General features: G+C 64.3%; 17 protein-coding genes. 14 read left to right on the top strand and 3 right to left on the bottom strand.

Going from position 1 to position 24,427, the window contains the following annotated elements; genetic code table 11:
- The first annotated feature begins 28 nt into the window (after positions 1–28).
- From OVA24_RS09900 to OVA24_RS09885, 4 genes are all read left to right on the top strand, one after another.
- Positions 29–1,582, top strand: a complete 1,554-nt coding sequence (locus OVA24_RS09900; RefSeq protein ID WP_267675054.1) for a hypothetical protein — start codon at positions 29–31, stop codon at positions 1,580–1,582.
- Between the two features lie 11 nt (positions 1,583–1,593).
- On the top strand, positions 1,594–4,536 hold the full coding sequence (locus OVA24_RS09895) for a PVC-type heme-binding CxxCH protein (protein WP_267675053.1): 2,943 nt from the start codon (positions 1,594–1,596) through the stop codon (positions 4,534–4,536).
- A 126-nt stretch (positions 4,537–4,662) separates the two neighbouring features.
- Entirely contained in the window at positions 4,663–5,472 is an 810-nt protein-coding gene (locus OVA24_RS09890; protein ID WP_267675052.1) for a 3-keto-disaccharide hydrolase, read from the top strand.
- A 115-nt stretch (positions 5,473–5,587) separates the two neighbouring features.
- Positions 5,588–9,112, top strand: a complete 3,525-nt coding sequence (locus OVA24_RS09885; RefSeq protein ID WP_267675051.1) for a PVC-type heme-binding CxxCH protein — start codon at positions 5,588–5,590, stop codon at positions 9,110–9,112.
- Positions 9,113–9,403: 291 nt separating this feature from the next.
- Here the strand turns inward: OVA24_RS09885 and OVA24_RS09880 are convergent, their stop codons facing one another.
- Together OVA24_RS09880 and OVA24_RS09875 are read right to left on the bottom strand one after the other, a co-directional pair.
- Positions 9,404–10,096, bottom strand: coding sequence for a S1 family peptidase (locus OVA24_RS09880; RefSeq protein WP_267675050.1), 693 nt, complete (start codon positions 10,094–10,096; stop codon positions 9,404–9,406).
- A 110-nt stretch (positions 10,097–10,206) separates the two neighbouring features.
- A complete protein-coding gene (locus OVA24_RS09875; RefSeq protein ID WP_267675049.1) occupies positions 10,207–11,235 on the bottom strand; it encodes an A/G-specific adenine glycosylase in 1,029 nt (342 codons plus the stop codon).
- A 117-nt stretch (positions 11,236–11,352) separates the two neighbouring features.
- On the opposite strand from OVA24_RS09875, the gene hchA reads away from it, so the two are divergent.
- The 4 genes from hchA to OVA24_RS09855 are packed head-to-tail and all read left to right on the top strand — an operon-like array spanning position 11,353 to position 13,818.
- The gene (gene hchA, locus OVA24_RS09870) at positions 11,353–12,234 is read left to right on the top strand and encodes a glyoxalase III HchA (protein ID WP_267675048.1); all 882 of its coding nucleotides are present in this window, start codon (positions 11,353–11,355) and stop codon (positions 12,232–12,234) included.
- Between the two features lie 46 nt (positions 12,235–12,280).
- The gene (locus OVA24_RS09865; protein ID WP_267675047.1) at positions 12,281–12,679 is read left to right on the top strand and encodes a hypothetical protein; all 399 of its coding nucleotides are present in this window, start codon (positions 12,281–12,283) and stop codon (positions 12,677–12,679) included.
- Complete coding sequence (locus OVA24_RS09860) at positions 12,676–13,218, top strand: hypothetical protein (RefSeq protein ID WP_267675046.1); 543 nt, start codon at positions 12,676–12,678, stop codon at positions 13,216–13,218. Before OVA24_RS09865 ends, OVA24_RS09860 begins: the two co-directional genes overlap by 4 nt.
- A gap of 15 nt (positions 13,219–13,233) precedes the next feature.
- Positions 13,234–13,818: a hypothetical protein gene (locus OVA24_RS09855; RefSeq protein WP_267675045.1), complete on the top strand. Its 585-nt coding sequence runs from the start codon at positions 13,234–13,236 to the stop codon at positions 13,816–13,818.
- A 22-nt stretch (positions 13,819–13,840) separates the two neighbouring features.
- Here OVA24_RS09855 and OVA24_RS09850 read toward each other — a convergent pair whose 3' ends face one another.
- Positions 13,841–14,164 carry a putative signal transducing protein gene (locus tag OVA24_RS09850; RefSeq protein ID WP_267675044.1) on the bottom strand — a complete coding sequence of 108 codons (324 nt, stop codon included), beginning with the start codon at positions 14,162–14,164 and terminating at the stop codon, positions 13,841–13,843.
- A 201-nt stretch (positions 14,165–14,365) separates the two neighbouring features.
- On the opposite strand from OVA24_RS09850, the gene OVA24_RS09845 reads away from it, so the two are divergent.
- The 6 genes from OVA24_RS09845 (at position 14,366) to OVA24_RS09820 (ending at position 24,402) form a co-directional block, all read left to right on the top strand.
- Positions 14,366–16,864: a discoidin domain-containing protein gene (locus OVA24_RS09845; RefSeq protein WP_267675043.1), complete on the top strand. Its 2,499-nt coding sequence runs from the start codon at positions 14,366–14,368 to the stop codon at positions 16,862–16,864.
- Between the two features lie 169 nt (positions 16,865–17,033).
- Positions 17,034–18,437 carry a cytochrome c oxidase accessory protein CcoG gene (gene ccoG / locus OVA24_RS09840; protein ID WP_267675042.1) on the top strand — a complete coding sequence of 468 codons (1,404 nt, stop codon included), beginning with the start codon at positions 17,034–17,036 and terminating at the stop codon, positions 18,435–18,437.
- A gap of 153 nt (positions 18,438–18,590) precedes the next feature.
- Positions 18,591–19,295, top strand: a complete 705-nt coding sequence (locus OVA24_RS09835) for a sulfite exporter TauE/SafE family protein (RefSeq protein WP_267675041.1) — start codon at positions 18,591–18,593, stop codon at positions 19,293–19,295.
- A complete protein-coding gene (locus OVA24_RS09830; protein ID WP_267675040.1) occupies positions 19,295–21,718 on the top strand; it encodes a heavy metal translocating P-type ATPase in 2,424 nt (807 codons plus the stop codon). The genes OVA24_RS09835 and OVA24_RS09830 overlap by 1 nt, the downstream gene beginning before the upstream one ends.
- Before the next feature lie 100 nt (positions 21,719–21,818).
- Positions 21,819–22,733: a helix-turn-helix domain-containing protein gene (locus tag OVA24_RS09825; protein WP_267675039.1), complete on the top strand. Its 915-nt coding sequence runs from the start codon at positions 21,819–21,821 to the stop codon at positions 22,731–22,733.
- Between the two features lie 298 nt (positions 22,734–23,031).
- On the top strand, positions 23,032–24,402 hold the full coding sequence (locus tag OVA24_RS09820) for an LptF/LptG family permease (protein WP_267675038.1): 1,371 nt from the start codon (positions 23,032–23,034) through the stop codon (positions 24,400–24,402).
- Positions 24,403–24,427: the final 25 nt, after the last annotated feature.

Raw genomic sequence — 24,427 nt, 5'->3', positions numbered from 1 at the left:
CCAAGGATGGTGTCGTATCCCTGATACGATGAAAAAACCATCCGGATCCCGTTTCAGGATACTCACGCTCGGCGGACCTGCCATGCTGGCGGCAGCCGCTCTTTCCGTGATGCTGCCCGCGCAGAACGCACCCGCTCCGGCGAAACAACCGGTCCGGGCGGGGTTCGCGGAAAGGGACATCACCCCCGCGCTGGGCATGGAGCAACCCGGTGGGTACGGAAAGGCCTTCCATAAGGAACTCCACGATCCGTGCAAGGTCCGCGTTTCCGTCTTCGATGACGGGATGAAGCGTGTCGCCTTCGTCGGCGTGGATGCGCTGATGGTATCGCGCGACCTGGTGCAGCGCTGCCGCGAGGGCATCGAGAAAGCCTGCGGCATCCCCGGCGGGAACGTGATGATCGGCGCGTCGCACTCCCACTCATCCGGGCCGACCGGCATGGTGCAGCCCGGTGAATACGACCATGCGGATGATTTCGTGAAGGACCTGGCCTACAACCAATCCTCCGCCGCGGACCCAGCGTATCTGAAGACCGTGGAGGACGCCATCATCGCGGCGGTGGTCGCGGCGGACAAGGAGAAGGTCCCGGCGAAGATGGGCTTCGGCAAGGGCCATGAGGACAAGGTCGCCTTCAACCGCCGCCTGCGCATGAAGAACGGCCAGAGCTGGAGCCACCCGGGCATCGGAAATCCCGACATCATCGACTATGCGGGCCCCATCGACCCCGAGGTCGGCGTGGTCGCCGCGTGGGACATGGAGGACAAGCTGCTGGGCGTGATGGTGAACTACACCTGCCACTGCACGACGAACCCGGGAGGCATCTCCGCGAACTGGGTGCAGTATCTGGAGCAGGTGCTGCAGGGCGGACTCGCCTCGAAGACTCCGGTGGTCTTCCTCCAGGGTGCGAGTGGTGACATCACGCAGGTGGACAACCTTTCCCCCACCCAGCAGCGGCGGGGTGAGGAGATGTCCCGCTTTGTCGGCGGACGCGTGGGCGCGGAGGCGCTGAAGGTGGTGCTGTCCATGGCGAAGGGGACGGACGTCCCGCTGGATGCGAAGCAGAAAGTCTGGCAGTCCGGCCGCCGCATCCCCTCCCCTGAGAAGGTGGCGGACGCGATGGCCATCCTGAAAAAGGAAAAAGAAGCCAGCCCGGCGCAGCGGACCTTCGCCAAGGAAACCGTGATGCTGGATGCTGCGGTGAAGCACTCCCCCACGGTGGAGGTGGAGGTGCAGGCGCTGCAGGTGGGACCGGCCGTGTTCGTCAGCAACCCGGCGGAATATTTCGTGCAGAACGGCCTGCGCATCAAGAAGGAGAGCAAGTTTCCCTTCACCTGGTCCGTGGAACTGGCGAACGGCTGCACCGGCTACGTGCCGACGGAAGAGGCCTTCCGCCCGGACGGCGGCGGCTATGAAACCCGCCTCACCTCCTACAGCAACCTGGAAGTCACTGCGGGAACGAAGATGGCGGACGCGGGCATTTCCCTGACCCGTGAGATGACGCCCGGCCCGGTACCTGCATTCCCCGCCCCCGCCCCGTTCTCGAAGGCGTGGGAATACGGCAACGTCGGACCTGAAACCAAATGACCCTGTCCTCCATGCGATCTTTCCGCCCCTGGCCTCTGCTCCTTTCCGCCCTGCCCTGCTCTCCGTTCATCGGTGTGCTTTTGGCACAGCCGCGGGAAACAGCATGGACTCCTGAAAAGACCCTGTCCTCCATCCGGATCGACGGTGCCTACAACGTGCGACTGGCCGCCGCGGAGCCGCTGGTCCGTGACCCGGTCGAGATGTGCTGGGACGCGGAGGGCGCGTGCTATGTGGCGGACATGATCGACTACCCTCTCGGCGGCCCGGACGGAGTTCCGTTGTCCCGTGTCCAGCGGCTCATCGACACGGATGGCGACGGGGCGTTCGACCGGGCCGCCACCTTCGCGGACAAACTGGATCATGTGCAGGGACTGCTGCCACACGAGGGCGGCCTCATCGCCACCACGCGCACGCAGGTGCTGTTCCTGAAGGATACGGATGGCGATGGAGTGGCGGACGTGCGCAGGCCGCTCATCGCCGGGTTCAATCCATCCTTCTCCCAGCTCCAGGTGGCCTCGCCGCGCTGGGGTCCGGATGGGGAGGTGTATTTCAACAACGGCCTGGACAGCAAGCAGATCTACCCCGTGGCCGGAGACGGCAGCGAAGGTGCGAAGACGGACATCGCCCGGACCAACCTGCGGTGGAATCCGGAAACGGGTGCCCTGCACGCGGCGGCGGGCTTCGGCCAGTATGGCGGCGGCTTCGACGACTGGGGGCGGCACTATTGTTCATCGAACCGCAGCCCGGTCATGTTCGCGGTGGTGCCACCGGAGACGCTGGCGGGAACCACCGCACCCGCGCGGCAACCGTGGGAGAACATCGCGCCGCACGGCCCGGCCTCGCGCGTCTTTCCCCTTCAGATCACCCATACCACGTCCGACGCGCACTCCGGCACAAACACCTCCGCCTGCGGGTTGGGCGTGTATCGCGGCCACCTGATGCCGGAGCTGGCGGGCGAGATCTTTGTCTGTGATCCCACCGGCCAGCTCATCACCCGCTTCCGCAGGCCGGAGGCCCACGGCGGCAGCCTCACCACCTCCCGCACCGGGAACCAGACGGAGTTCTTCCGCAGCAGCGACGAATGGTGCCGGCCGGTGAACATCACCACCGGACCGGACGGCGCGCTGTATGTCTGTGACATCTACCGCCGCTTCATCGACCACGCGCGGTTCTTTCCGGATGATTTCGTGAAGTCCCACGACATGCGGACCGGCGAGAACGAAGGACGGATCTGGAAGATCGTGCCGAAAGGCGTCACTCCGGAAAAGCCCACCGCCGCGCCGAAGGACACCGCCGGACTGATCACTTGGCTCTCCCATCCGAACGCATGGCAGCGCGAGACCGCACAGCGCCTGCTCCGCGAACGGGCAACCACGCCGGAGGCGCTCCGATCCACGCTGGACGCCCTTGCGGAAAGCAAGCCGCCTACCCCGCTTGGAAAGCTCCACACGCTCTGGCTCCACGCCACGCTCTCCGGACGGGCCGGAGTCACTGAGCCTTTGCTTTCACTGACGGAGAACGCACCACCGGAGCTGGCGGAAAACATCGTCCTCATCGCCCACCGCCATCCGGCATACTTCGGCAAGGAGACGCGGGAGACCGCTTCCCGTGCCGCGATGTCCGGTGGCACGCGGGCGCGCATGCTCGCGCTGCTGACCACGCGCTCCACCGCAGCGGAGGTGCCCTCCACCATCCGCGCGCTGCTGGCCGCCACGGATGATCTGGACGACCCATGGTTCCAGCAGGCGGTCATGGTCCACCTCGCCGGTCACACCGGACGGTTCACCGGGGACCTGCTGGCAGGACCATTCGCGGACAAGGCGGCGGACACGCGCTCCGCGTTCATCCGTGACCTGGCAGCGATGACCGCCGCGTCAAAGGACAAGGAAGATCTCACCGTGCTGCTTGCATCACTCCGCACCGCTCCGGGCGAACTGAGGTGGTGGAAGGCGGCAGTACTCGAGGGACTCGCCCAAGGTTTGCCGAAGGCGGGTGTGAAGTCTCTGGCGGAGTTCGCGTCCGTGCCTCCTCCCGGTGAGGGAGATCCGCGTGCTGAGATCCCGGGCCTGCTGGAGAAGGCGGGCAAGATCATCGCGGATGCCTCGCTGCCGGACGAGCTGCGCATCGCCAGCATGCCGCTGCTTTCCCAGCAACCGTATGAGGCCGCCGCACCTGTTCTCAAGGATCTGGTTTCAGGCCGCCAACCCGCCGCCATCTCCCGCGCCGCGTTCGCCATCGTCAGGAAGCATGGCGCGAAGAAAACCGCGCCGCTGCTCTATGAGATCCTGCCAACCGCGAATCCCGCGCTGCGGCAGGAGATCATCGCCATGCTGGGAAATGACCCCGGCACGCTGCCGGACATGCTCCAGCGCATGGACCGCGGCGAGGTGCCGAAATCCCTGGTCGATGCGGAGTCCCGCTGGCGCTTTCTCCAGAGCAAGGACGCCACCATCAAGGGCCTCGCGGAAAAGCTGTTCGAGCGTCCGGCTGACGACCGCGCGGGCGTCATCACCGCCTATCTCCCTGCCGCCGATGTCAAGGGAGACTCGGGCAGGGGCAAAGAACTCTTCACCCAGCTCTGCTCAACCTGCCACACCTACCAGGGTCATGGTAGCTCCGTGGGACCGGACATTTCCGACGTCCGGGCGAAGGACAAGCGCGCGCTGATCAATGACATCCTCGACCCCAACCGGATGATCGAGGCCCGCTGGAGCGCCTATATGGTGAAGATGAAGGATGGCCGCATGCTTTCCGGCATCATCGACTCCGACACACCCGCCGCCGTGGTGCTGAAGATGCCCGGCGGTGTTTCCGAAACCATCTCCCGCGCCGACATTTCCTCCATGGAATCCCACGATGCCAGCCTCATGCCTGTCGGTCTTGAGGGCGGCATCACCGTCAGCCAGATGGCCGACCTCCTCGCTTTCCTACGGGGGGAGACCCCAACCAAATGAATGAAATCAACCGCAGATGAACATGGATAGGAGAAGAATCCTCATTGGATTTCTTCATCTGCGCCCATCTGCGGTTCAACAATCTCTTCTCTTTGCGAACCAAGCCCACAACCACTCCGACAACCCATGAAATATCTCCTGCTCTCCGCCTTCCTCGCCACCGCCGCCACGCTCTCCGCCGCGGAACCGGTCAAGGTCACCGAAAAGATCGACATCCTCGACCTGATGAAAAAGGGCGAAGTGGACTACCACATCAATGACAAGATGGAGATCACCGGAAAGCCCGGGGAAATCTTCGTCCTCAAGGACGGGCAGCTCACCATCACCGGCCATGCATACGGCTACATGATCACCAAGGCTGCCTATGAAAACTACCGTCTGGTGACGGAGTTCAAGTGGACCGGCAAGACCTGGGGCAAGCGTGCGGAGAAGGCGCGGGACAGCGGCATTCTCGTCCACTGCCACGGCCCGGCGGGTGCGCTGGGCGGCACCTGGATCGCCAGCATCGAGGCGCAGATCATCGAGGGCGGCATGGGCGATTTCCTCGTACTCAGCCCGAAGCTGCCGGACGGCACCGTCGTCCAGTGCCAGATGGAGGCGGAGTTCGAACTGGATCGCGACGGCGAGAAACGCTGGAAAAAAGGCTCCCCGCGCCAGTTGCTGAAGTCCGGCAGGATCAACTGGGAGAAGCGCGACGAGGACTGGAAGGATGTCGTGGACTTCAAGGGCAAGGATGATCCCGACGCCGCCGTGGGCGAGTGGAACAGGATGGAGGTCATTTCCGAAAACGGCACTCTCCGCATCCTGTTCAACGGACGGATGGTGAACGAAGGCTTCGCCGCGCAACCTTCCTCCGGCCCCATCGCCATCCAGACCGAAGGCGCGGAAATGGTGGTGAGGAAATATGAACTGCTGCCTCTCGGCAGCGGAGAATGAATCGTGGATGCGCCGTGCCGGTGGCGTCCCGCCGCCGGACCTGAAGAAACCGGCGAGACGCCGCCACCACAGCCTGCCGCGGGACGCTGCAGGCACAGCCAGAATACTCCATCGCATGAAATCCACTCCATCATTTCCTTTCCGGAACGCCGGGGCAGCCGTCGCCGGATTGCTGTGCCTTTCACCTATCGCCTCCGCGGAGTGGGTGCTGCAACCGGTTCCCGCGAAAGGACAGACCTTCGGAGCAAAGCAGCCGCTGTGGTACCGCGCCCATCTCCATGTGGCGAAATCATTGGTCGATCCGTCGTCCGATGCGAAGGACCTGTGGCGGGAGTCGATGACGCTCGCCCTCCAGGACATCCCCGGGCCGTTCAAGGTGTATCTCAACGGCACGGTGATCGTGGACGCGAAGGAGGCCGCTGCGGATGCGCCGGTACGCTTCAAGGTGCCGAAGGACATCCTGAAGGGCGATGTCTTCAACACGCTGGCGATCCGGTTGGAGGGAAAGGCAGCGGAAAAGGGACTGACCCACGCGCCGGTCTTCGGCGGATATCTGGATGAGGTGCGGCTGGACCGCGACTGGTTGGTGCAGGCGGGAGAGCCAAAGGACAACAACCTGCAACCGCTGGCCCAGCCACCTGCAGCGGCGGCTTACACGCCCAAGGACTGGCGTCCGGCCAGCACGGTGCTCCAGGCGCCGGCGGAGCCTGTGCGCGGGAAGCAGGTGTCCCCGGCGGAGGCGCTCACGAAGCTGAAGCCCGCGCCGGACCTGGTGGTGGAGTCTCTACTGCATGAACCGGAAGTCGCCCAGCCCACGCATGTGAGCTTCGACGCGCGCGGGCGGATGTGGATTTCCCAATACCGGCAGTATCCCTACCCCGCCGGGCTGAAGATGATCTCCCGCGATGCCTACTACCGGGGGAAATACGACCGCGTGCCACCCGCGCCGCCGCACCACACGCCGGGCGCGGACATCGTGAGCGTGCATGAGGACACCGACGGCGACGGCACCTACGACCGCCACAAGAACGTCCTCACCGGGCTGAACATGGCGAACTCCGTGCTCCACGGCCACGGCGGCATCTGGGTGATGCACGCGCCCTATCTCCTCTTCTATCCTGACGCGGATGGCGATGATGTGCCGGACCGTGATCCGGAAGTCCGCCTTTCCGGTTTCGGTCTGGAGGACACCCACAGCACCGCCAACGGCCTCACCTGGGGGCCGGACGGATGGCTCTACGGCGCGCAGGGCAGCACCGTGAGCAGCCACATCGACACGACACCGGGCATCGATGGCACGAACAAGCCGTTGATCTATCTGGAAGGTTGCGCGGTGTGGCGCTACCACCCGGCGACGAAGGCATTCGAGATCTTCGCGGACGGCAGCGGCAACACCTTCGGCCTGCACTTCGATGCGGAGGGGCGCCTTTTCAGTGGCCACAACGGCGGCAACACCCGCGGCTGGCACCACATTCAGGACGGCCTCTACCTGAAGCAGGGCACCTCCCCGGACAAGTTCGGCCCGCCGACGAATCCCTACTCCTTCGGCGAGCTGCAGGACATGGCGACCAGCCATCCCATCGCCCGCTTCACGCACAACATCATCATGATGGAAGGCACGGCGATTCCGGAAAAGTGGCGCGGCCTGCTGATGGGTGCGGATCCCCTCCACCGGAAGCTGACCGCCTCCACCCGCATCCCCGCCGGCAGCACCTTTTCCACCACGGATGTCGATCCCGCGCTGACCAGCGATGACGTGACCTTCCGCCCGGTCTATCTCACGCCCTCCCCGGACGGCAGCATCACCATCGCGGACTTCCGCGAGGAATACATCGCTCACGGCCAGAACTACCAAGGGCAGATCGATCCCTTCACCGGCCGCATCTACCGCCTGCGCGGAAAGGATCTGCCGCTGGAGCGCGGCACCGATCTTTCCAAAAAAACCGACGCGGAACTGATCGCCACGCTTTCCCATTCCAACCTCTGGCACCGCCAGACCGCCGTGCGTCTGCTTTCCGAGCGCAAGGCGACGATCCCGGATGCCGCCGCCCTGCTCTCCGCGCCTGCTGGAAGTGCGCACCCCGCACTGGAGATCCTGTGGGTGCTCCACCAGACCGGCGCACTGGATGAAACGCTGGTCCTCCAGTGCCTGCGGCACCCCGCGCCGATGGTGCGTGCATGGACCATCCGCCTGCTCGGCGACGCGAAGCAACTCACGCCCCGCATCCACAAGACCATCCTGACGCTGGCTGCCACGGATCCGGATGCGGAGGTGCGCTGCCAGATCCTTTCCACCGCGCGGCGGCTGGGGCGAGACCAGGCGCTGCCGCTGGTCGCGGAGATCCTTTCACGGGACATCGATGCCCGGGATGCCTTCATCCCGATGATGGCGTGGTTCGTCCTGGAGTCCCACTGCAAGTCGTCCGCCGCCGAGGTGACCGGCCTGTTCGAGCAACGTCCCGAGCTGTGGGCACGCTCCATCGTCCGCACCCACATCACCCCTCGGTTGATGCGCCGCTTCGCCGCGGCGGGCACCCGCACGGATCTCATCCGCGCCGCGCGCCTGCTCGCGCTGGCCTCCACCCCGGAGGACAAGGCCGCGCTGATGGAAGGATTCGGCCAGGCGTTCCAGGGCCGCGCCCTGCCGCCGCTCCCTCCGGAACTGGCGGAGGAAATGGCAAAGCTGGGGAAAGGCTCCCTCCACCTGCGCCTGCGCCAGAAAGAGGCCGCCGCGCTGGATGAGGCGCTGGCCATCCTGTCCAACCCGCAGGCACCCGCACCGGAACGCCTGCAACTGGCCCGCATCTTCGGTGAGATCCAGCACCCGCCAGCGAGGGCCGCGCTGCTCGCCATCGCAACGGACGCCGCCTCGCCTGTGGATCTGGCGAACGCCAGCCTCGCGTCCCTGACGCTCTACGATGATTCCAGTATCGGAGCGGCTGTCACCGCAGCCCTTCCCCGGCTGCCGCGTGACCGATGGGATGCCGCGCTCGCCCTGCTCGCCTCGCGCCCGGCATCCGCGCTGTCCCTTGTTTCCGCGGTCGAGTCCTCCGCCATCCCGCGTGACGCTATTTCCGGTGATCTCCTCGTCCGCCTGCGGCAGCACCAGGACGATGCCCTGCTTTCAAAGCTGGCGATCCTTTTCCCGGTGAAAGCACCCGCCGCGCGGGAATCCTTCCGCCCACGGATCGAGGAAGTGAAACGCATCCTCTCCGCCGCGCCGGGAGATCCCTACGCCGGGGAAGCCATCTATATGGAACGCTGCGCCGCGTGCCACCAGCTTTTCCACAAGGGCGGCAACATCGGGCCGAACCTGACCAGCTACCAGCGGGAGGATCTGGGCACCATGCTCGTCAGCATCGTCGATCCCAATGCGGAGATCCGCGAGGGCTACGGCAACCATACCGTCACGACGAAGGATGGCCGGGTGCTCGGCGGCTTCCTCGCGGACCAGGACAGCAACGTCATCGTCCTGCGCGGCTTCGATGGGAATGACACGACGGTCCCGCGCGAGCAGATTGCGGATAGCAAGGCCGCCGGTCTCAGCCTCATGCCGGAGGGTCTGCTGGATCAGCTTTCCGACAAGCAGATGCGGGATCTCTTCGCCTATCTCCGGATCTCCCAGCCGATCAGCAAGTAAGGTAAGGAGGGAGGACACTCCTGTCCTCCGGCGGCATTGGCGAATCACAAGAGATTCACCGCAAAGTCGCAAAGGGCGCGAAGGGAAGAAAGGTGAGAATCGCAATCAGCTTTCTTTTCTTCCCTGAAAACACCGTTGCGAAGCAACTGAGACGAACTGGAAGTTAAAATCGTCTGAGTCAAAACACTGAAAACTTCTCCTTCTTTTATCGCCAATGCCGCCGGTGGACAGGAATGGGAGCGAAGCGGACATAGCGGCGCAGCCGCAATGTCCACCCTCCTTACTCCCTCCTTATTGTCTCGCGCGGTCAGCTCGGATAATCTGTTCAAGCTTCTTCGTGTTCGGGCGGCTGCACTCGGAATCCACGAAGAATGCCGTCTCCAGCGGAACCAGGAACTCCACCGCGGAGTTGATGCCCACCAGCTCGCCCACCGCATTCACCACCGGGCCGCCGCTGTCACCGGGCAGCAGCGGGATGTCGATCTTGAACTTGCGCACACCGGTGAAGGGACCTTCCGGTGGCAGGGACGAGGACAACTTTCCATTGCCGGAACGGTATCCGGTGGAGACTCCGCCATGGATGACCTCCGTGCCCTCCGGCAACCAGCGGTCACCCGGCGTCCATTGGTAATAGTAGGGTGTCCGCACCGGGACGTGGAGCAGCGCCAGATCCCCCGGGGCGGAACGCCAGACGACACGCGCCTTGTTCACCTCCAGCTTTCCACTCCGGGTATAAAAGACGAAGACATTCCTGCCTTCCATGCGTTCCAGGACGTGGTTGGCGGTCAGGAAATAACCATCCGGAGAAATGGGTGCGGCGGAGCCTCCATCCGCATCGGACGGAGCGGTGGTCTGGGAGAATTTCCTGCCCTGCCAGCCCTGGAGGTCCTCATTCGCGGTGACCAGCACCACGCTGGCCCTCTCCGCCACGATCTGCCGCGCCATCTTTCCCGGAGGCGTGGGGTCAGCCGGCGGAGGCGTCATGGAGCACGCCTGCAGGAGCCACACCCCCACACCCAACAGCCCTGCGTGAATCCAGCCTACCATTCCACCGCCAGAGAAGCACACGGGCTCCACTCCGTCACACGGGAAATTCAGTTTTCGCACAACATGCGCTCCACCACCACGCGGAAGGGAGATGACATGGGCAGCGCCAGCACCTCCTCCGGCGTCTTCCATTCATCCCCTTCCCTTTCGCCCGCCTTGGAAATACCGCCGTCATGCACGCTGAGGTCCACCCGATAGCGGGTGATGGTGTAGCGATGGCTGGCCGCAACCGGCAGCGACACCACTTCCTCCGCGTTCCGCAGTGGCAGCCGCCACAGTCCCTCCCGGCGTTTTCCCTGCTCCCGGTGCATCAGCACACGGCCCTTCCGATCCCGCAGCCACAAGGCATGCTCCGCCACCACCGTAACCTCCGCCTTTTTCCGCTTCACCGGCAGAAGTTCCGGCCCGCGGGTCCTGCAGAAAGATGCGACCGGGCAGGACAGGCAATCCGGCACCCCGGGACGGCAGAACGTCTGTCCCAACTCCATCAGCGCGGAGTTGAAAATGCGCGGCCGTGCCGGGTCCGCCAACGTCTCCGCCCATTCCCAAATTTTCTTCAATCCTGCCGTGTCATCCACCGTTCCGTGGAAATCCATCAGCCGTGAGATTGCCCGCGCCACATTCCCGTCGACCACCGCCGCGGGCAGGTCGAACGCGAATGCCCTCACCGCTCCCGCCGTGTAACGGCCCACCCCCGGCAGCCCCAGCAGATCCTCCAGCGCCTCCGGGAACTTTCCTCCGTGATGCTCCCCCACCGCGCGGGCGGTGTCCCGCAGCATGCGCGCCCGGCGGTAGTAGCCCAGGCCCTCCCACGCCTTCAACAATGGTTCGTCCTCCGCCGCGGCCAATGCCCGCACATCGGGAAATGCCTCCAGAAACCGCGTGTAAAAGCCCCGCCCCAAAACCGTCGCAATCTGCGTCTGCTGCAGCATCACCTCCGACACCAGCACCGCATACGGATCGCTGGTGCGCCGCCACGGGTAATCCTTTCCATTGACCGAAAACCACGCCGCCAGCGCATCCCTGAACGCCTCGCGCTCCTGGACCGCATCCTTTTCCCACCGGGGTTTCAGCACGGGGGCGATGGTGATGCCTTGACCCCTCCCCCGCCAAGAGAATCCGGCCTCCTGCCGACAGGAATGGTTGCACCGCCGGAAAATGAATGGTTGGCTGGCATAGAACCCCAAAAAACCATGGATTCATCCTGCAAAGAGCCCACAGTGGATCCGGCGGAGGACAACGCTTTCTTTCCCTCCCCCTATTCCCTTTCCCAATACACCTCCGCGAAGACCGACTTCGACGGCACCACCTATCCGGATCCCTACAAGGGCGGGAAATGGAAGGTCCTGATGGTCGGCACGGACGAGCGGTACATCCTCATGAAAAATGGCAGGATGTTCTCCACCGGCAACCACCCGGTGGAAATGCTGCTGCCGATGCACCATATGGACGCAGCCGGGTTCGGGATCGATGTGGCGACACTTTCCGGAAACCCCGTGAAATTGGAGATGTGGGCCATGCCCGGAGAGGACGAAACAGTCCGGAAAATCTATGGCAAATACCTGCCGAAACTGAAGCAACCGGAGAAGCTGGCGGACATCATCGAAGAAGCGACGGGACCGGCTTCCCCCTACCTCGGCGTTTTCATCCCCGGCGGGCACGGCGTCCTTGCGGGCATCCCGCGCAGCAGGGAGATCAAACGCCTGCTGGAGTGGGCCGTCGGGGACGGGCGCCTCATCATCACGCTCTGTCACGGGCCGGCGTGCCTGCTGGCGGCGGCGGTCGATGGAGGGGAGAAAAACTACCTCTTCAAGGGTGCGCGCATCTGCGTCTTTCCGGACAGCCTCGACAAGGGGGCGAACATCGGGATCGGCTACATGCCGGGGGAACTGCCGTGGTTGGTCGGGGAAAACCTGCAGAAGCTCGGCGTGGAGATCCTCAACGAAGGCATCACCGGCCAGGTCCACCGGGATGGCAAGCTGCTCACCGGAGACAGCCCGCTCGCGTCGAACAACCTCGGCAAACTGGCCGGCCCGGCGCTGATCGGGGAGGCGAAGCTGCGGGACGGGGCATGAACGGTTGATGGACTTCCCGTTTCCATCTCCCCACACTCCGCGCACGATGTCCGGTTTCCTGCGCACCCATCTCAAAGCCATCCTCCTCGGTGTGGTCGCCCTCATCATTGCCGGAGCGTTCACCGTGCCATCCGTGGATGCGATCATGAATGGCCGCCACAAACCGGTGCAGTTGTTCCGTAGCATCTCGTCCGATGAAAGGCACCAGATCACCGTCACCCGCCGCGTCGCCCTCCCGGCGAACGACGTGATGGACCCCACCGTGATCGCCACGTTCACCCTGAAAGACCACGTGACCGGCAAGGATTTGGAGACGCAGGAGGTGAAGATCGTGAAGGAAAGCGCCCTCCAGGAGCCGTTGTTCCTTTGGAGCAACTCCTCAGTCGTGGTGAAGCAGTTCGACACCCTCCAAGAGCGGGCATTGAGTTTCAAAAGACCGGAATGACGAAAAATCGGAAACGCCTGCTTTGGATCACCGTCATCCTCGCCATCATCGTCTGGCGAGTGTGGCCGGGCGTCGTGGCGGTGAACCGTCTCAATCTGGATGTCCCGGATGACTTCACCCTGCTGGAAAAGGTCATTCCTCCCACGTCTCCCCCGAGGACGATTCACACAGGGTTCTCCCATCCGTATTTCGAGAGAAACAAGCTATGGGCCGAGATCCTTTTTCTGCCCCGAAAGATCTCCCACGGTCACGTTTTTCACCTGATGGCTGCCGACAACGCATTGGGTGAATCCATCGCCGGAGTCCTCCGGAAACCGGGTGCCCTCACCGAGAGACTCGGGAATACCATGTGCGGAGGGTTCCATGCGGACTATCTGCTGTCATGGGAAGAGAAGGGCGTGAATTGGCAGGCGGTGGTCTGCACAGGGTGTGACGAAGTGATCTTCTACCACGAAGGCGTTTCCATGCGCTGCTGGATCACCAACAATGCGGCTGATGCGATCAGTGAATTGGAGAAGAAGGCCGAGGCGGCCCGGTAAAATGATCCCCGCCCGATGACCTCCGGTGAACGAACAGCCGCTGCGGAGACGATCCGGGCCTTTCTGGACGGGAAAGGTAGCCCACACGACTGGGATGAATTCATCTCCATCCGCAAGAAGGACCTGAACCACCAGTTGGTGCGGGATTTCTGCGCGGACTCCGATCTGCTGTATCCGTCCGGCGATGACCGCCGCTGGTGCGGGACCGAGGGGGAAGTCAGGCTGCGGGAGCTGGCGGCGTTGCTGGACTCCCGTGCACCGTTCAATGCCATCCGCAGCTTCATGGAGGAGGAGCGCCACCGCGCCGCCGATGAGCCAACGGTCATGGATGCCACCGGCCCGGGAAAGCTGGGCTACGCCACCATCACCCTACCGGTCTGCGGGATTTGTGTGGTCTTCCTTTCCGCGCTAGTCCCGCCGCTGGCCCGCATCGGAGTGCAGGCGGGCAGTGCGGTCGTCTATCTCTCCGTGCCTTTCGCGGCGGCGGTGGCGGTGCTGTCATGGGGAAAGAACCGCGACCGCGCATGGACCGCCGTCGGCGGACTGGCGACCGCAGGGTTCTTCGCGTGGCAGTTGCTGGCAAACCCGATCCATCCCTGACGCCCCCCGTGCAGCGCATGGCTCACGCCATCATCCCCTCCAGCGCGGTGCCGCAGTTCCAGCAACTGCCGAAGTTCGCCGGGGAAACCTCGCTGCACTTCGCGCAGGTGACTTCGCCCTCCACCACCCGCTCCGCCTGCTCCATGTCGCGGCGCATGATCTCCACCGCCGCCGCCTCATCCGCGTCATTCAGGATACACAGCGCGGGGAAGAAGTCCGGGATGGAGACGCCCTCGGTGGTGGAGAGGTTTTCGTTCCGGATGAAGGTAGGGATGCCCGCCGCCTCCAGCAGGGACTGGTAGTAGTTGATCTTCGTCAGGTCCCTTTGGCGCAGCAGTTCGATCATGGCGGAATACGATTCACCCCATCCATACCGCCGTCCGAGTGGTGCCGCGAGTGCCTATTTTCTCTCCGGATCCTCTGATCCTTGCATCTTTCAACCGCAATGAGAGGGACGTCCCCACCTACATCCACAAAAACAACATAACGCGATGGAAAAGCGGGATATCCCGCCGGACGGGGAACGTATCCCTTTCCCAGTTCCATCATGCGTTTCCCGTCACTGACCACCCTCGCCTTCCTATCCGTCATTTCCTCCGCCACGGCGGAAAACATCGCTCTCGGCCGGCCCTATGTGGCCTACCCCCGGCTTGGCGGCCACAAGGCCACCAACAACGGCAATGAAGCGAAGAAGCTTACCGACGGACTTCGCTCCGCCAAGGTGTTGTGGGAGGACCCGGAACACACCGTGGGTTGGGTGGACGCGCGGTGGCCGGTGCAGGTCGTGGTGGATCTTGGCAAGCGGCAGCCCATCTCCGGCATCACGCTCGGTTGCGGTGCGGGCGTCGCCCTCAGTTCGAAGCGCGTCCACATCTGGCCCGGCACCATCGACCTCTATGTGAGCGACGACAGCAAGGAATGGCACCGCGTCGCGGAACTCACCTCGCTCAACGACCTGGACAACGAGATCCTGCCACCGCTGGGCAACGAGTACGCCTACCGGAACATCTCCACCAACCGGCTGCGCACGGCGGGGCGCTATGTCCGCATCGTGCTGGGAACCCGCAAGGAAGTGTTTCTCGACGAGATCGAAATCCGACGCGGGGATGATGCGCTGCTTTCCTGGAAGCCATCGAAGCCCGGCGTGACCGGGGACAAGATCGAGAAAGAGATCATCCGCACGGATGCCACGCTGTTCGTGTCAAAGCGGCGGCACCGCATGGACATCGCCACCATCCTCGCTCAGCTCGAGGATCTTCCGGAGGAAAAGGCCGCGCCCATCCGCACCCGGCTCACCGCCCTGCGGGAAAAGGCGCAGGCGAACAACGACACCCCGGCGGAGAAGCGGGCGATCCTGCCGCAGGGGGAGATCGGCCGGGAGATCCTCGCGGAGCAGGCGGCGGTGTGGCGGGAGAAAGACCTGCCACCGCTCACCATCTGGCAGACCACCGCCGGACGGGACCCGCAATGGCTGGAAACGCCTCCCGCAGAAAAGGATCCGCGCCTTTCCGTCCATCTCATCCGTGGGGAGGACCGCACCGCCACCTTCAACATCACGAACGCCTCAGCCCGGGAGCAGGTTCTCACACTTTCCATCGGCGGTCATGGGGATGCATCCCACATCCGCGTGCGCTCCTTGGAGTGGACGGAGACGGTGGCCCGCACCGCCATCGTCCATGCGCTGCCGGACGCGGAGAAGACGGAGGGCGGTCACCGCATCACCATCCCAGCCGGGATGACGCGCCAGGTATCCCTTTCCATCCATGGTGCCGGGAAGGATGGCAACAACGCGGGCGTCGTCAGGATCGCCCCGGCGGATGCGTCCATCCCCGCGCGGGAGATCCCTTTCAACGTCCACCTCCATCCGTTCGACTTCCCGGAAAAGCAGTCGCTCCATTTCTCCGGCTGGGACTACCTGAACAAGTGGGACATCGCCCGCTACGGCGTGGCATCCAATGTCATGCGCCCCTTCCGCGAGCTGATCCTGGACTACAAGCTGGACCTGCCATGGGGGCCTATCACCCTCTGGCCGAAGGGAAACTTCAGCGCGGAGCAGACCTATGCCACGCCCGCCGATGAGCCGGACACCGCCATGTTCGACACCTGGGTGAAGGAGATCATGCCCACGGCGCACGGCTACAAGCTCAACATCTCCGGCCGCAACAAGGACAACCGCGCCCACATCAACGGCGTCCACCATGACAAGGATCCGGAGGCCTTCGACAAGCGCGTCGCCACCTGGCTGCGCTTCTGGGAGAAGCATGTCATCAGCCTGGGCCTGGACCCGGCAAAGTTCTCCCTCCTCATCATCGACGAACCGGGACTGGACGAGACCTCCCCCTACAAGGAGGACGAGGCCATCCGCGCATGGGTGGAGGCGGTGAAGAAATCCGGCGTGAAGTTCCGCATGTGGATGGACCCCGTCTATCATGAACCATGGGACGCCTGGCAGCCGTCCATCGACGCGATGGACGAGCTGTGCCTGAAGTATTCCCACTTGGTCACGCACGGCCCGCGTTACGTGGACTACTACCGGAAACGCTCCGGCAAGCAGCAGCTCAGCCTCTACGAATGCTATCCCATCATCGGCGGATTCGACCCCTACAGCTACTGGCGTCTCCAGGCCTGGATGGCGTGGACGATGGATGCGGACGCCATCGGCTTCTGGTGCGTGGCGGACACCGGGCGGAACGCCAGTTTCGGATCATGGAACAACGGTCTCAACACCCTGCACTATTGCCCGCTGTTTCTGGATGCGAAGGAAGTCGTCCCTGGCAAGGCGCTGGAGGCCATCCGCGAGGGCATCTATGATTTCCAATACCTCGTCATGCTGCGGGACGCGATCAAAGACGCCCGCGGAAAGGGAGTGGATGGCAAGAAGATCGAGGCTGCGGAGGAACTGCTGGCGGATGCGCCGCAGGAAGTCCTGTGGAACAACCGCGCCCTCGCCGAGCCGAAGTGGCTGGCCACCACGGAGATCGATCGCACCGTCGCGGACCGCGTGCGGGTGGAGATTCTGGAGACACTGGGCGATCTGGCGCGGTGAGGAAAATGGAGGGGCGCACGCCGCTGCGCCCATGCGGTCGGGCCGGACGACGTGCCAGATGCGAAGAAGGCGTAGCGACATGCGCTCCTCTTGCCCACCAGCAACATCCGCACAGTTTCCGCCAATCCCTGCGGAGCCATCCGGAGGGTGATCTGAGATCTTCCCGACCGTGTCCGCCCCGCAGCCATCCCAAAAGCGTCCGAATCTGGTCTCCGTGACCACGATCAACGCGGATGGCTCCCACCACGTCCTGCATCCGGCGGATGTGAAGGGGAAGTTCACGCGGGCGCGGCGGTGGTTCGCCATGGTGCTCATCGGCATCTACGTCGCGCTGCCGTGGATCCCGGTGAACGGCACTCCGGCGGTGTTCCTGGATGTGGCGGAGCGGCGGTTCCATTTTTTCGGCCTCACGCTGCTGGCGCAGGACCTGTGGGTGCTGTTCTTCGGCATCAGCGGACTTGGGTTCCTGCTGTTTTTCCTCACGGCGTTGCTGGGCCGCCTGTGGTGCGGCTGGGCCTGCCCCTACACCGTCTTCCTGGAGCATGTGTTCCGCCGGATCGAGCGGCTGGTGGATGGCGACGCGCCCGCCCGCCGGAGACTGGACGCCGCCCAGGCGGACGCGCGCAAGATCACAAAGCGGTTGATCAAGAACGGCCTCTACCTGCTGGCCGCGGCCGTCCTGGCGCACGTTTTCCTTTCCTACTTCGTCTCCCTGCGCGGCCTCTACATGGCGGTGAAGGAAGGCCCGATGGGGAACCTCACCGCGTTCGGCACGGTGGCATTCTTCACCGCCGCATTCTTCTTCTGCTTCGGTTACTTCCGGGAGCAGTTCTGCATCATCCTCTGCCCGTATGGCCGCATCCAGTCCGCGCTGACGGACGACGAGACGGTGGTGATCGGCTACGACGCGCGGCGTGGCGAGCCACGGGGCAAGGCGACGAACCCGGACGCTGGCGCATGCGTGGACTGCACCCGCTGCGTGCAGGTCTGCCCGACCGGCATCGACATCCGCAACGGGCTGCAGATGGAGTGCATCGGCTGCGCGGCGTGCATCGACGCGTGCGATGACATCATGCGCAAGCTGAAGCGGCCCACCGGACTGGTGCGCTATGACTCGACGAAGAGTCTGGCGGGAAAGAAAACGCGCATCCTCCGCCCGCGCATCCTGGCGTATTCCTTTCTCGGCGTGGTCGGGATGGCGGTGCTGGGCGTGGTGGCGTTCCACAAGGCGAAGCCGGTATTCGCGGAGGTCACGCGCTCGCCGGGGCCGGGCTTCTACAATGACGCCGCCACGGTGCGGAACCACTACAAGGTGCGCCTGGTGAACAAGCGCAACCAACCGGTGCGGTTCACCATTTCCCTGGAGGGGAACCCGGCGGGATTCACCACCAGCGGCGCGGGGGAAACCATCACCCTGGACGCGCTGGGCGAACTGGCCCGGCCCATCGTCGTGCTGCAGGAACGCGCGCACTACCGGGGACCGCGGGAGATCACCTTCATCATCCACGCGGAGCCGGGGAATGCCACCGTCCGCCAGACCGTCCGTTTCCTAGGCCCCAATCCCAAATCCTGAACCTACTTTAGCATCATGAAACATCCCTGGTTGTTCGTCATCGGAGCGTTCCTCCTGCTCATCGCCGCCTGGACCAGCCTGCTGGTGGTGGCGAGCCGCTTCACGCCGCAGACGGTGGAGATCTCCCGCTGAAAGCCCCCCCGCCCGCACGCAATGGACGCCATCCATACCACCATCGGAGCGCTGGCCGCAGGTCTGGTGACCAGCGTCCACTGCGTGGGGATGTGCGGTCCCATCGCGTGCGGGTTGTCCTCCCTCCCCGCCACGGAAGCGCAGCGGCAGGCGGGCATCATCTCCTACCATGTGGCGCGGCTGACCAGCTACGCGCTGGTGGGCGCGTTGTGCGGGGCGCTGGGCAGGCAGCCGTTGGAGTGGTTCTTCGACTCGCCTGCGGTGCTGCTTCCTTGGGTGCTGGTGGCATTGCTCATCCTCTTCGGCCTCGGACTTGAAAAGAAGCTGCCCCGTCCGCCCGCATTGCTGAGATTCACCACGCGCATGCGGTTCCGGCTGGGCCGTCTGTCCCCGGTGCGCGGTGGCGCGACCATGGGGCTGTTCACGCCGCTCCTGCCGTGCGGGCCGCTCTACCTCCTGTTCGGTGCCACATTGCTCAGTGGCTCCGCCATCCGTGGGGCGGAGTTCGCGTTGGCATTCGGCCTGGGTACGGTGCCGTTGCTGTGGCTGGCACAGCATCATGTCCGCCACCTCCAGAAGCGGCTCGGCCCCGTCGGCATGAACCGGGTGAAACGCGGGCTGGCCCTGGTCACCGCGCTGGTCCTCGCCCTCCGTTTCCATGACACCCTCCCATTCCACGAGGCGGACCCCGCCGCCGGGAAAGAACTCCCATCCTGCTGCCACTGATGTCCTCCTGCCTCCATTGCGGAACCCACTTCTCCCCCGCCACCCCGGAGGAAAGCTTCTGCTGCCGTGGCTGCGAGTACGTCCACGGCCTGATCCACCACGAAGGACTGGACCGATTTTATGAACTGCGGGGCGAATCCGCCGCGAAGCCCGCGCGCAGCGTCCCCTTTGAATCCCACGATTTCTCATGGCTCCCAACCGGCACACGGGGGGACGAGGGCAACCAAAAAACCGGAGAGTCCGCGGAAGCGGATTTCTCGCTCGAAGGCCTCTCGTGTGTCGGTTGCGTATGGTTGGTGGAGAAGGTCTTCCTACGCCAGCCCGGCGCTCTGGAAGCCGCGGCGCAGCCCGCCACAGGCACTCTCCACCTGCGCTGGACACAGGGACAGACGGATCTGCCCGCGTTTGCCCGGGAGCTGGCTTCCTTCGGCTACACGCTGGGGCCATCCCGGAAACAACGCGGCGGCGAAACGCGGCGGCTGGGTGTGAAGCTGGGTCTTTGCGGTGCCTTCGCCATGAACGCGATGGTCTTCACCCTGCCAACCTATGTCGGCATGCCGGAGGACTTCGCCTTTGCGGGGATCTTCCAGCTTGTGGCCTTCCTTTCCGCAACGCTGTCCATGCTCATGGGCGGCACGTATTTCATCAGCCGGGCGTGGAAGTCGGTGCGCCACGGCATCCTGCACATCGACCTGCCGATCGCGCTGGGCATCCTGCTGGCCTATGGCGGATCCATCATCGGCTGGGCGGCGGGAGTGAAGGGGCTGCTCTACTTCGACTTCGTGTCGATGTTCATCTTCCTGATGCTGGGCGGCAGGTTCCTCCAGCTTTCCGCGATCGAACGGAACCGCAACCGCCTCCAACGCCAGCGGCCCGTGCCGATGCATGTGACCTCCCCGGACCGGGACGGTGAGGTTCCGCTGGAGGACATCACGCCCGGTCTGCGCTTCGGCCTGACGCCGGGGCAGTCCGTGCCGGTGGCCGCCACGCTGGACGGCATGGCGGCGGACTTCTCGCTGGAGTGGATCAACGGCGAGGCGGAGCCGGTCACTTTCCAGCCCGGACGCAGGCTCCCCGCCGGGGCCATCCATCTGGGGCAGAAGCCGGTGCTCCTTACCGCGGAGGAAACGTGGACGGACTCCCTGCTTTCCCGGCTGGCGGACACGCGGCGGGATACGGTGCGGGTGCCCGCGCTGGAGCGGTTGCTGCGCGTCTATCTGCTGTGCGTGCTGGCCGTCGGCGTGGGTGCGTTCTTCTGGTGGCTGCGGCATGTCCCTGTGGCGGAGGCACTTCAGGTCATGATCTCCATCTTCGTGGTGTCCTGCCCGTGCGCGCTGGGGCTGGCGCTGCCCTTCGCGGATGAGCTGTGCGGGTCCATCATGGAACGCTCCGGTGTCTTCATCCGGGAGTCCCTGCTGTGGTCCCGGCTGAAGACAGTGCGCACCATCATCTTTGACAAGACGGGCACGCTCACGCTGGAGCGGCCATTGCTGGCGGATCCCGGCGTGATCAAAGCGCTGCCCGTGGAAGGCCGGCTGGCACTCGCCCGCCTCACCGCCGGCTCGCTCCACCCCGTGTCCCGCTCCCTGCTGGAAAATCTGGGCCATGAGGGGCAGACGCTGCTGCGCGCCCATGGCCACGCGGAGATCCATGACACACCCGGCGTCGGCAGGCATTTCTTCACCGACGACGCGGTGTGGTTTCTCGGCAGGCCCGGCTGGCTGAGCTTGGAGAATCTCCCGTCCCCCTCCCCACGCACCGGCATCTCCCACGATGCGGAGCTGCGCAGGAACGACGAGGTGGTGGCATGCTTCCGTTTTCACGAATCCCTGCGCCCTGACGCGGCCTCCGCCCTCGATGCGCTGAAGAGGGACCACCGCCTCATCATCCTCTCCGGAGATCGCTTTGAAAAAGTGGCTGCCGCCGCGGAACTGCTGGGCATCCCGCCGGAGGACGCGTATGCCTCCCTTTCCCCCATCGACAAGGAGGACATCGTCCGTCAACTGGACCAACGGGACACACTCTATCTGGGCGACGGTGCGAACGATTCCCTGGCGTTCAACGCGGCGTGGGCCACGGGCACGCCCGTGGTGGACCGCAGCCTGCTGGAGGCGAAGGCGGACTTCTTCTTCATGGGACACGGGCTGCGCTTCCTGCCACGCCTGCTTTCCTTGGCGCGGCGGCGGCGGCAGGTCGTCCACATCGCCTTCACTTTCGCGCTGGTCTACAATCTGTGCGCCATCTCCGCCTCCGCACTGGGCCACATGAATCCGCTGGTGGCCGCCATCATCATGCCGCTCAGTTCCGCCGTCTCCCTCGCCATCGTCACCTTCGGCCTGCGGCAGCGGGAGGGGCCGCCACCGGCCGCAGCGCCCACCCGGTCCGTCACCGCCCTGGATTCCCCCCTGTATGGAGCCCATTGAAACAGCCGTGCATGGGAAAGCACTTCAGGAGAAAGGGGAGGTTGCTTTGTCGTTTGCACCTGTGTACGATCACTCGCAGAACGTACCTATCCCGCAGGACATGACCCAAGACGAGCACCCGTTTGAGCGCAGCCTTTTCGAAAAGCTCCGTAGTTCCGAACTCTTCGTGACCTACCAGAATGCCTTCCGGAGCGCGACGGGTCTGCCGCTCCGGTTGGTGGACAATGACACGGGAACCTGGTGTCTGGATGATGCGGCGGTGAACCGCAGCCCGTTCTGCGAGAAATTGAACCTCTGCAGCTCCGCCTGCCACGCCTGCATCACGGTGAACCGCCTGCTGATGGAGGAGGCCAAGGTCAACGGCCCCACCACCTGCCACTGCTTCGCCGGGCTGTCCGCCTCCGCGGTGCCCATTCTGGCGGGCAATCGTCTCATCGGCTTCCTCAAGACCGGCCAGGTCTTCCACAGCGTGCCGGATGAGGAAGACTTCCGCGCGGTGGCAAAGACGCTCCAACGCCAGGGCCTCACCGAAAGACAGGCGCAGGAGATGCGCACCGCCTACCTCCAGACCCGCTCCGTGGAACCGGAACGCTACCAGAGCATGATCACCCTGCTGGCCACCTTCGGCGACCAACTGGGCAAGCACGCGGAGAAACTGGCCATCATCGACGCGAACAACGAGCCGTCTTCCGTGGCGAGGGCGAAGAAGTACATCGAGAAGAACCTTTCCGAGCCTCTTCCGCTCGCCCTCGTCGCCAAACAGGCCGGGGTGAGCGAGTCCCATTTCTGCCGACTGTTCAAGGAAGCCACCCAACTCACCCTCACCGACTACATCAACCGCCGCCGGATCGAGTGGGCGAAGCGGGAACTCCTGAAGCCGGAAGTCCGCATTTCAGAGATTGCCTTCCAGATCGGCTACCAGAGCCTCTCGCAGTTCAACCGCAGCTTCGCCCGCTTCACAGGAAATTCCCCGACGAACTTCCGCCGGGAGGAACTCGCCCGCGCCGCCAGCTAGGCCGCTGGGAGCGCTGGTCTCCAGACCGGCGTTTCGCTTCGCAAAGCAGCGTCTTACTGGATGGATTGGACCCCTCTTGACCGGCCAGCCCTTTTTAAGCGCGGATTAAAGGAATAAGAAGGATTCCGCGGATTTTGGATTTTGAATTCCCTAGCTCCGCGAGTCTTCTCCATTCGCCGGATTCGCAGGATTTGCGATTTCCCAACCGATTCCGGACCGGCGACCGGTGGATTTCGCAGGCCACGATCACGCTCGACACCCCCGCCCGCGCCCGGCCATTCTTTCCGGGCGTTCACCCATGAACCTTTCCCGCCCGACATTCATCAGGATCCTTTTGCCCCTCGTGCTGACCGTTCTGGGCGCTGTCGTCTGCCTGCTGTTGCTGCCGGGGGAGACCGCCGCGGTGCAGTCCCAGCTCACCGGATTTCCGGATTCCGACGTTTCCGCCCACCTTTTCCGCCCGACCATCCTGGCCGGGATGTGCTTCCTCCCGGCCCTGGCCGCCGTGGCCTATTCACTGAGTGGCACCCTGGACCGCTACATCGCCCGTCAATTCCTCGGCATCTTCGCCATCTGTCTGGCCGCCCTTTTCGCTATCTGGCTGCTGATGGATGTGCAGGACAATATCAGTGAATTCCTTGAAAGCGGGAATGTCCCGCTGACGATGCTGAATTTCTACTCCGCGCGCTCATCAGCCATCATCCTGTTCCTGCTCCCTTACGCACTGCTGCTTTCCCTGCTCTACTCGCTGGGGAAATTCTCCTCCTCGCGGGAAATCGTGGCCGTGGTCCAGACGGGCCGCAGTGTGCCACGCATCACCGCCCCGCTCATCGCGGCCGGGCTTTTCTGCACGCTGCTCTGCACCGGACTGAACTACCATTGGGCGCCCACCGCGGAAGGCCGGAAGGACGAGATCCTGGACGCCGCCCGCGGCAAGGATATCACGCAGGCGAAGGATGTGCTCTACCGCAACGCGGAGGCCCGCAGGCTCTGGATGGTCGGAAAATTCCCACCAAACTATGAAAAAGGCGCACCGTTGCTGGATGTGGAGGTTACCACCACCCGCGCGGACCACTCGCTCGAAAGCCGCCTGACCGCCAGCCGTGCGCTGTGGGACCGCTCCAAACAGACGTGGACGTTCGAGAACCCCACCATCGGCCTGTTCCAACCGGGCATGCCGCCTGAGTTCATCCAGTCAACCACTCCCGTGGTCCACACGGACTGGAAAGAAACGCCCTGGCAGATCATCAAACCGGGACTTTCCTCGAATTTCCTCGGCGTCCCGGACCTCAACGGCTGGCTGCGCGCGAACGCGGGCAACGAGGTGAGCCTGAACCCGGCGCCCTACCTCACCCAGTGGCACTACCGTTGGGCGCTGCCCTTCACCTGTCTGGTGACGGTGCTGCTGGCCGCGCCGCTGGCCATCCACTTCTCCCGCCGCGGTGCGGGCGGCGGCATCTTCCTGGCGGTGGTTCTTTCCGCGCTCATGCTGCTGGTCTCCAGCATCTCCCTGGTACTGGGGGAATCCCTCATCCTGCCGCCGGCACTCGGGGCATGGCTGCCGAACATCCTGTTTGGAGCGGTCGGCTTCTACCTGTTCCAACGCCGTCTGGCCGGCCGCCCGATCTACCAGCGGATCAGAGCCCTGTTCCCGGACGACAACGCCTGAGCCCCCCTTCCCTACCTCCCCATTT

The organism is Luteolibacter sp. SL250 (assembly GCF_026625605.1).
Lineage (GTDB): Bacteria > Verrucomicrobiota > Verrucomicrobiia > Verrucomicrobiales > Akkermansiaceae > Luteolibacter.
This window is presented reverse-complemented; position numbering and strand designations above follow the sequence as displayed.

Excerpts from the sequence above, each read along its gene's own strand:
- OVA24_RS09865 (WP_267675047.1), top strand. The coding sequence starts at position 12,281 with ATGTCCGGTTTCCTGCGCACCCATCTCAAAGCCATCCTCCTCGGTGTG.
- OVA24_RS09860 (WP_267675046.1), top strand. The coding sequence starts at position 12,676 with ATGACGAAAAATCGGAAACGCCTGCTTTGGATCACCGTCATCCTCGCC.
- OVA24_RS09830 (WP_267675040.1), top strand. The coding sequence starts at position 19,295 with ATGTCCTCCTGCCTCCATTGCGGAACCCACTTCTCCCCCGCCACCCCG.
- OVA24_RS09890 (WP_267675052.1), top strand. The coding sequence starts at position 4,663 with ATGAAATATCTCCTGCTCTCCGCCTTCCTCGCCACCGCCGCCACGCTC.
- OVA24_RS09845 (WP_267675043.1), top strand. The coding sequence starts at position 14,366 with ATGCGTTTCCCGTCACTGACCACCCTCGCCTTCCTATCCGTCATTTCC.
- OVA24_RS09820 (WP_267675038.1), top strand. The coding sequence starts at position 23,032 with ATGAACCTTTCCCGCCCGACATTCATCAGGATCCTTTTGCCCCTCGTG.
- OVA24_RS09880 (WP_267675050.1), bottom strand. The coding sequence starts at position 10,096 with ATGACGCCTCCGCCGGCTGACCCCACGCCTCCGGGAAAGATGGCGCGG.
- OVA24_RS09885 (WP_267675051.1), top strand. The coding sequence starts at position 5,588 with ATGAAATCCACTCCATCATTTCCTTTCCGGAACGCCGGGGCAGCCGTC.
- OVA24_RS09855 (WP_267675045.1), top strand. The coding sequence starts at position 13,234 with ATGACCTCCGGTGAACGAACAGCCGCTGCGGAGACGATCCGGGCCTTT.
- OVA24_RS09900 (WP_267675054.1), top strand. The coding sequence starts at position 29 with ATGAAAAAACCATCCGGATCCCGTTTCAGGATACTCACGCTCGGCGGA.
- hchA (WP_267675048.1), top strand. The coding sequence starts at position 11,353 with ATGGATTCATCCTGCAAAGAGCCCACAGTGGATCCGGCGGAGGACAAC.
- OVA24_RS09825 (WP_267675039.1), top strand. The coding sequence starts at position 21,819 with ATGACCCAAGACGAGCACCCGTTTGAGCGCAGCCTTTTCGAAAAGCTC.
- OVA24_RS09850 (WP_267675044.1), bottom strand. The coding sequence starts at position 14,164 with ATGATCGAACTGCTGCGCCAAAGGGACCTGACGAAGATCAACTACTAC.
- OVA24_RS09835 (WP_267675041.1), top strand. The coding sequence starts at position 18,591 with ATGGACGCCATCCATACCACCATCGGAGCGCTGGCCGCAGGTCTGGTG.
- OVA24_RS09895 (WP_267675053.1), top strand. The coding sequence starts at position 1,594 with ATGCGATCTTTCCGCCCCTGGCCTCTGCTCCTTTCCGCCCTGCCCTGC.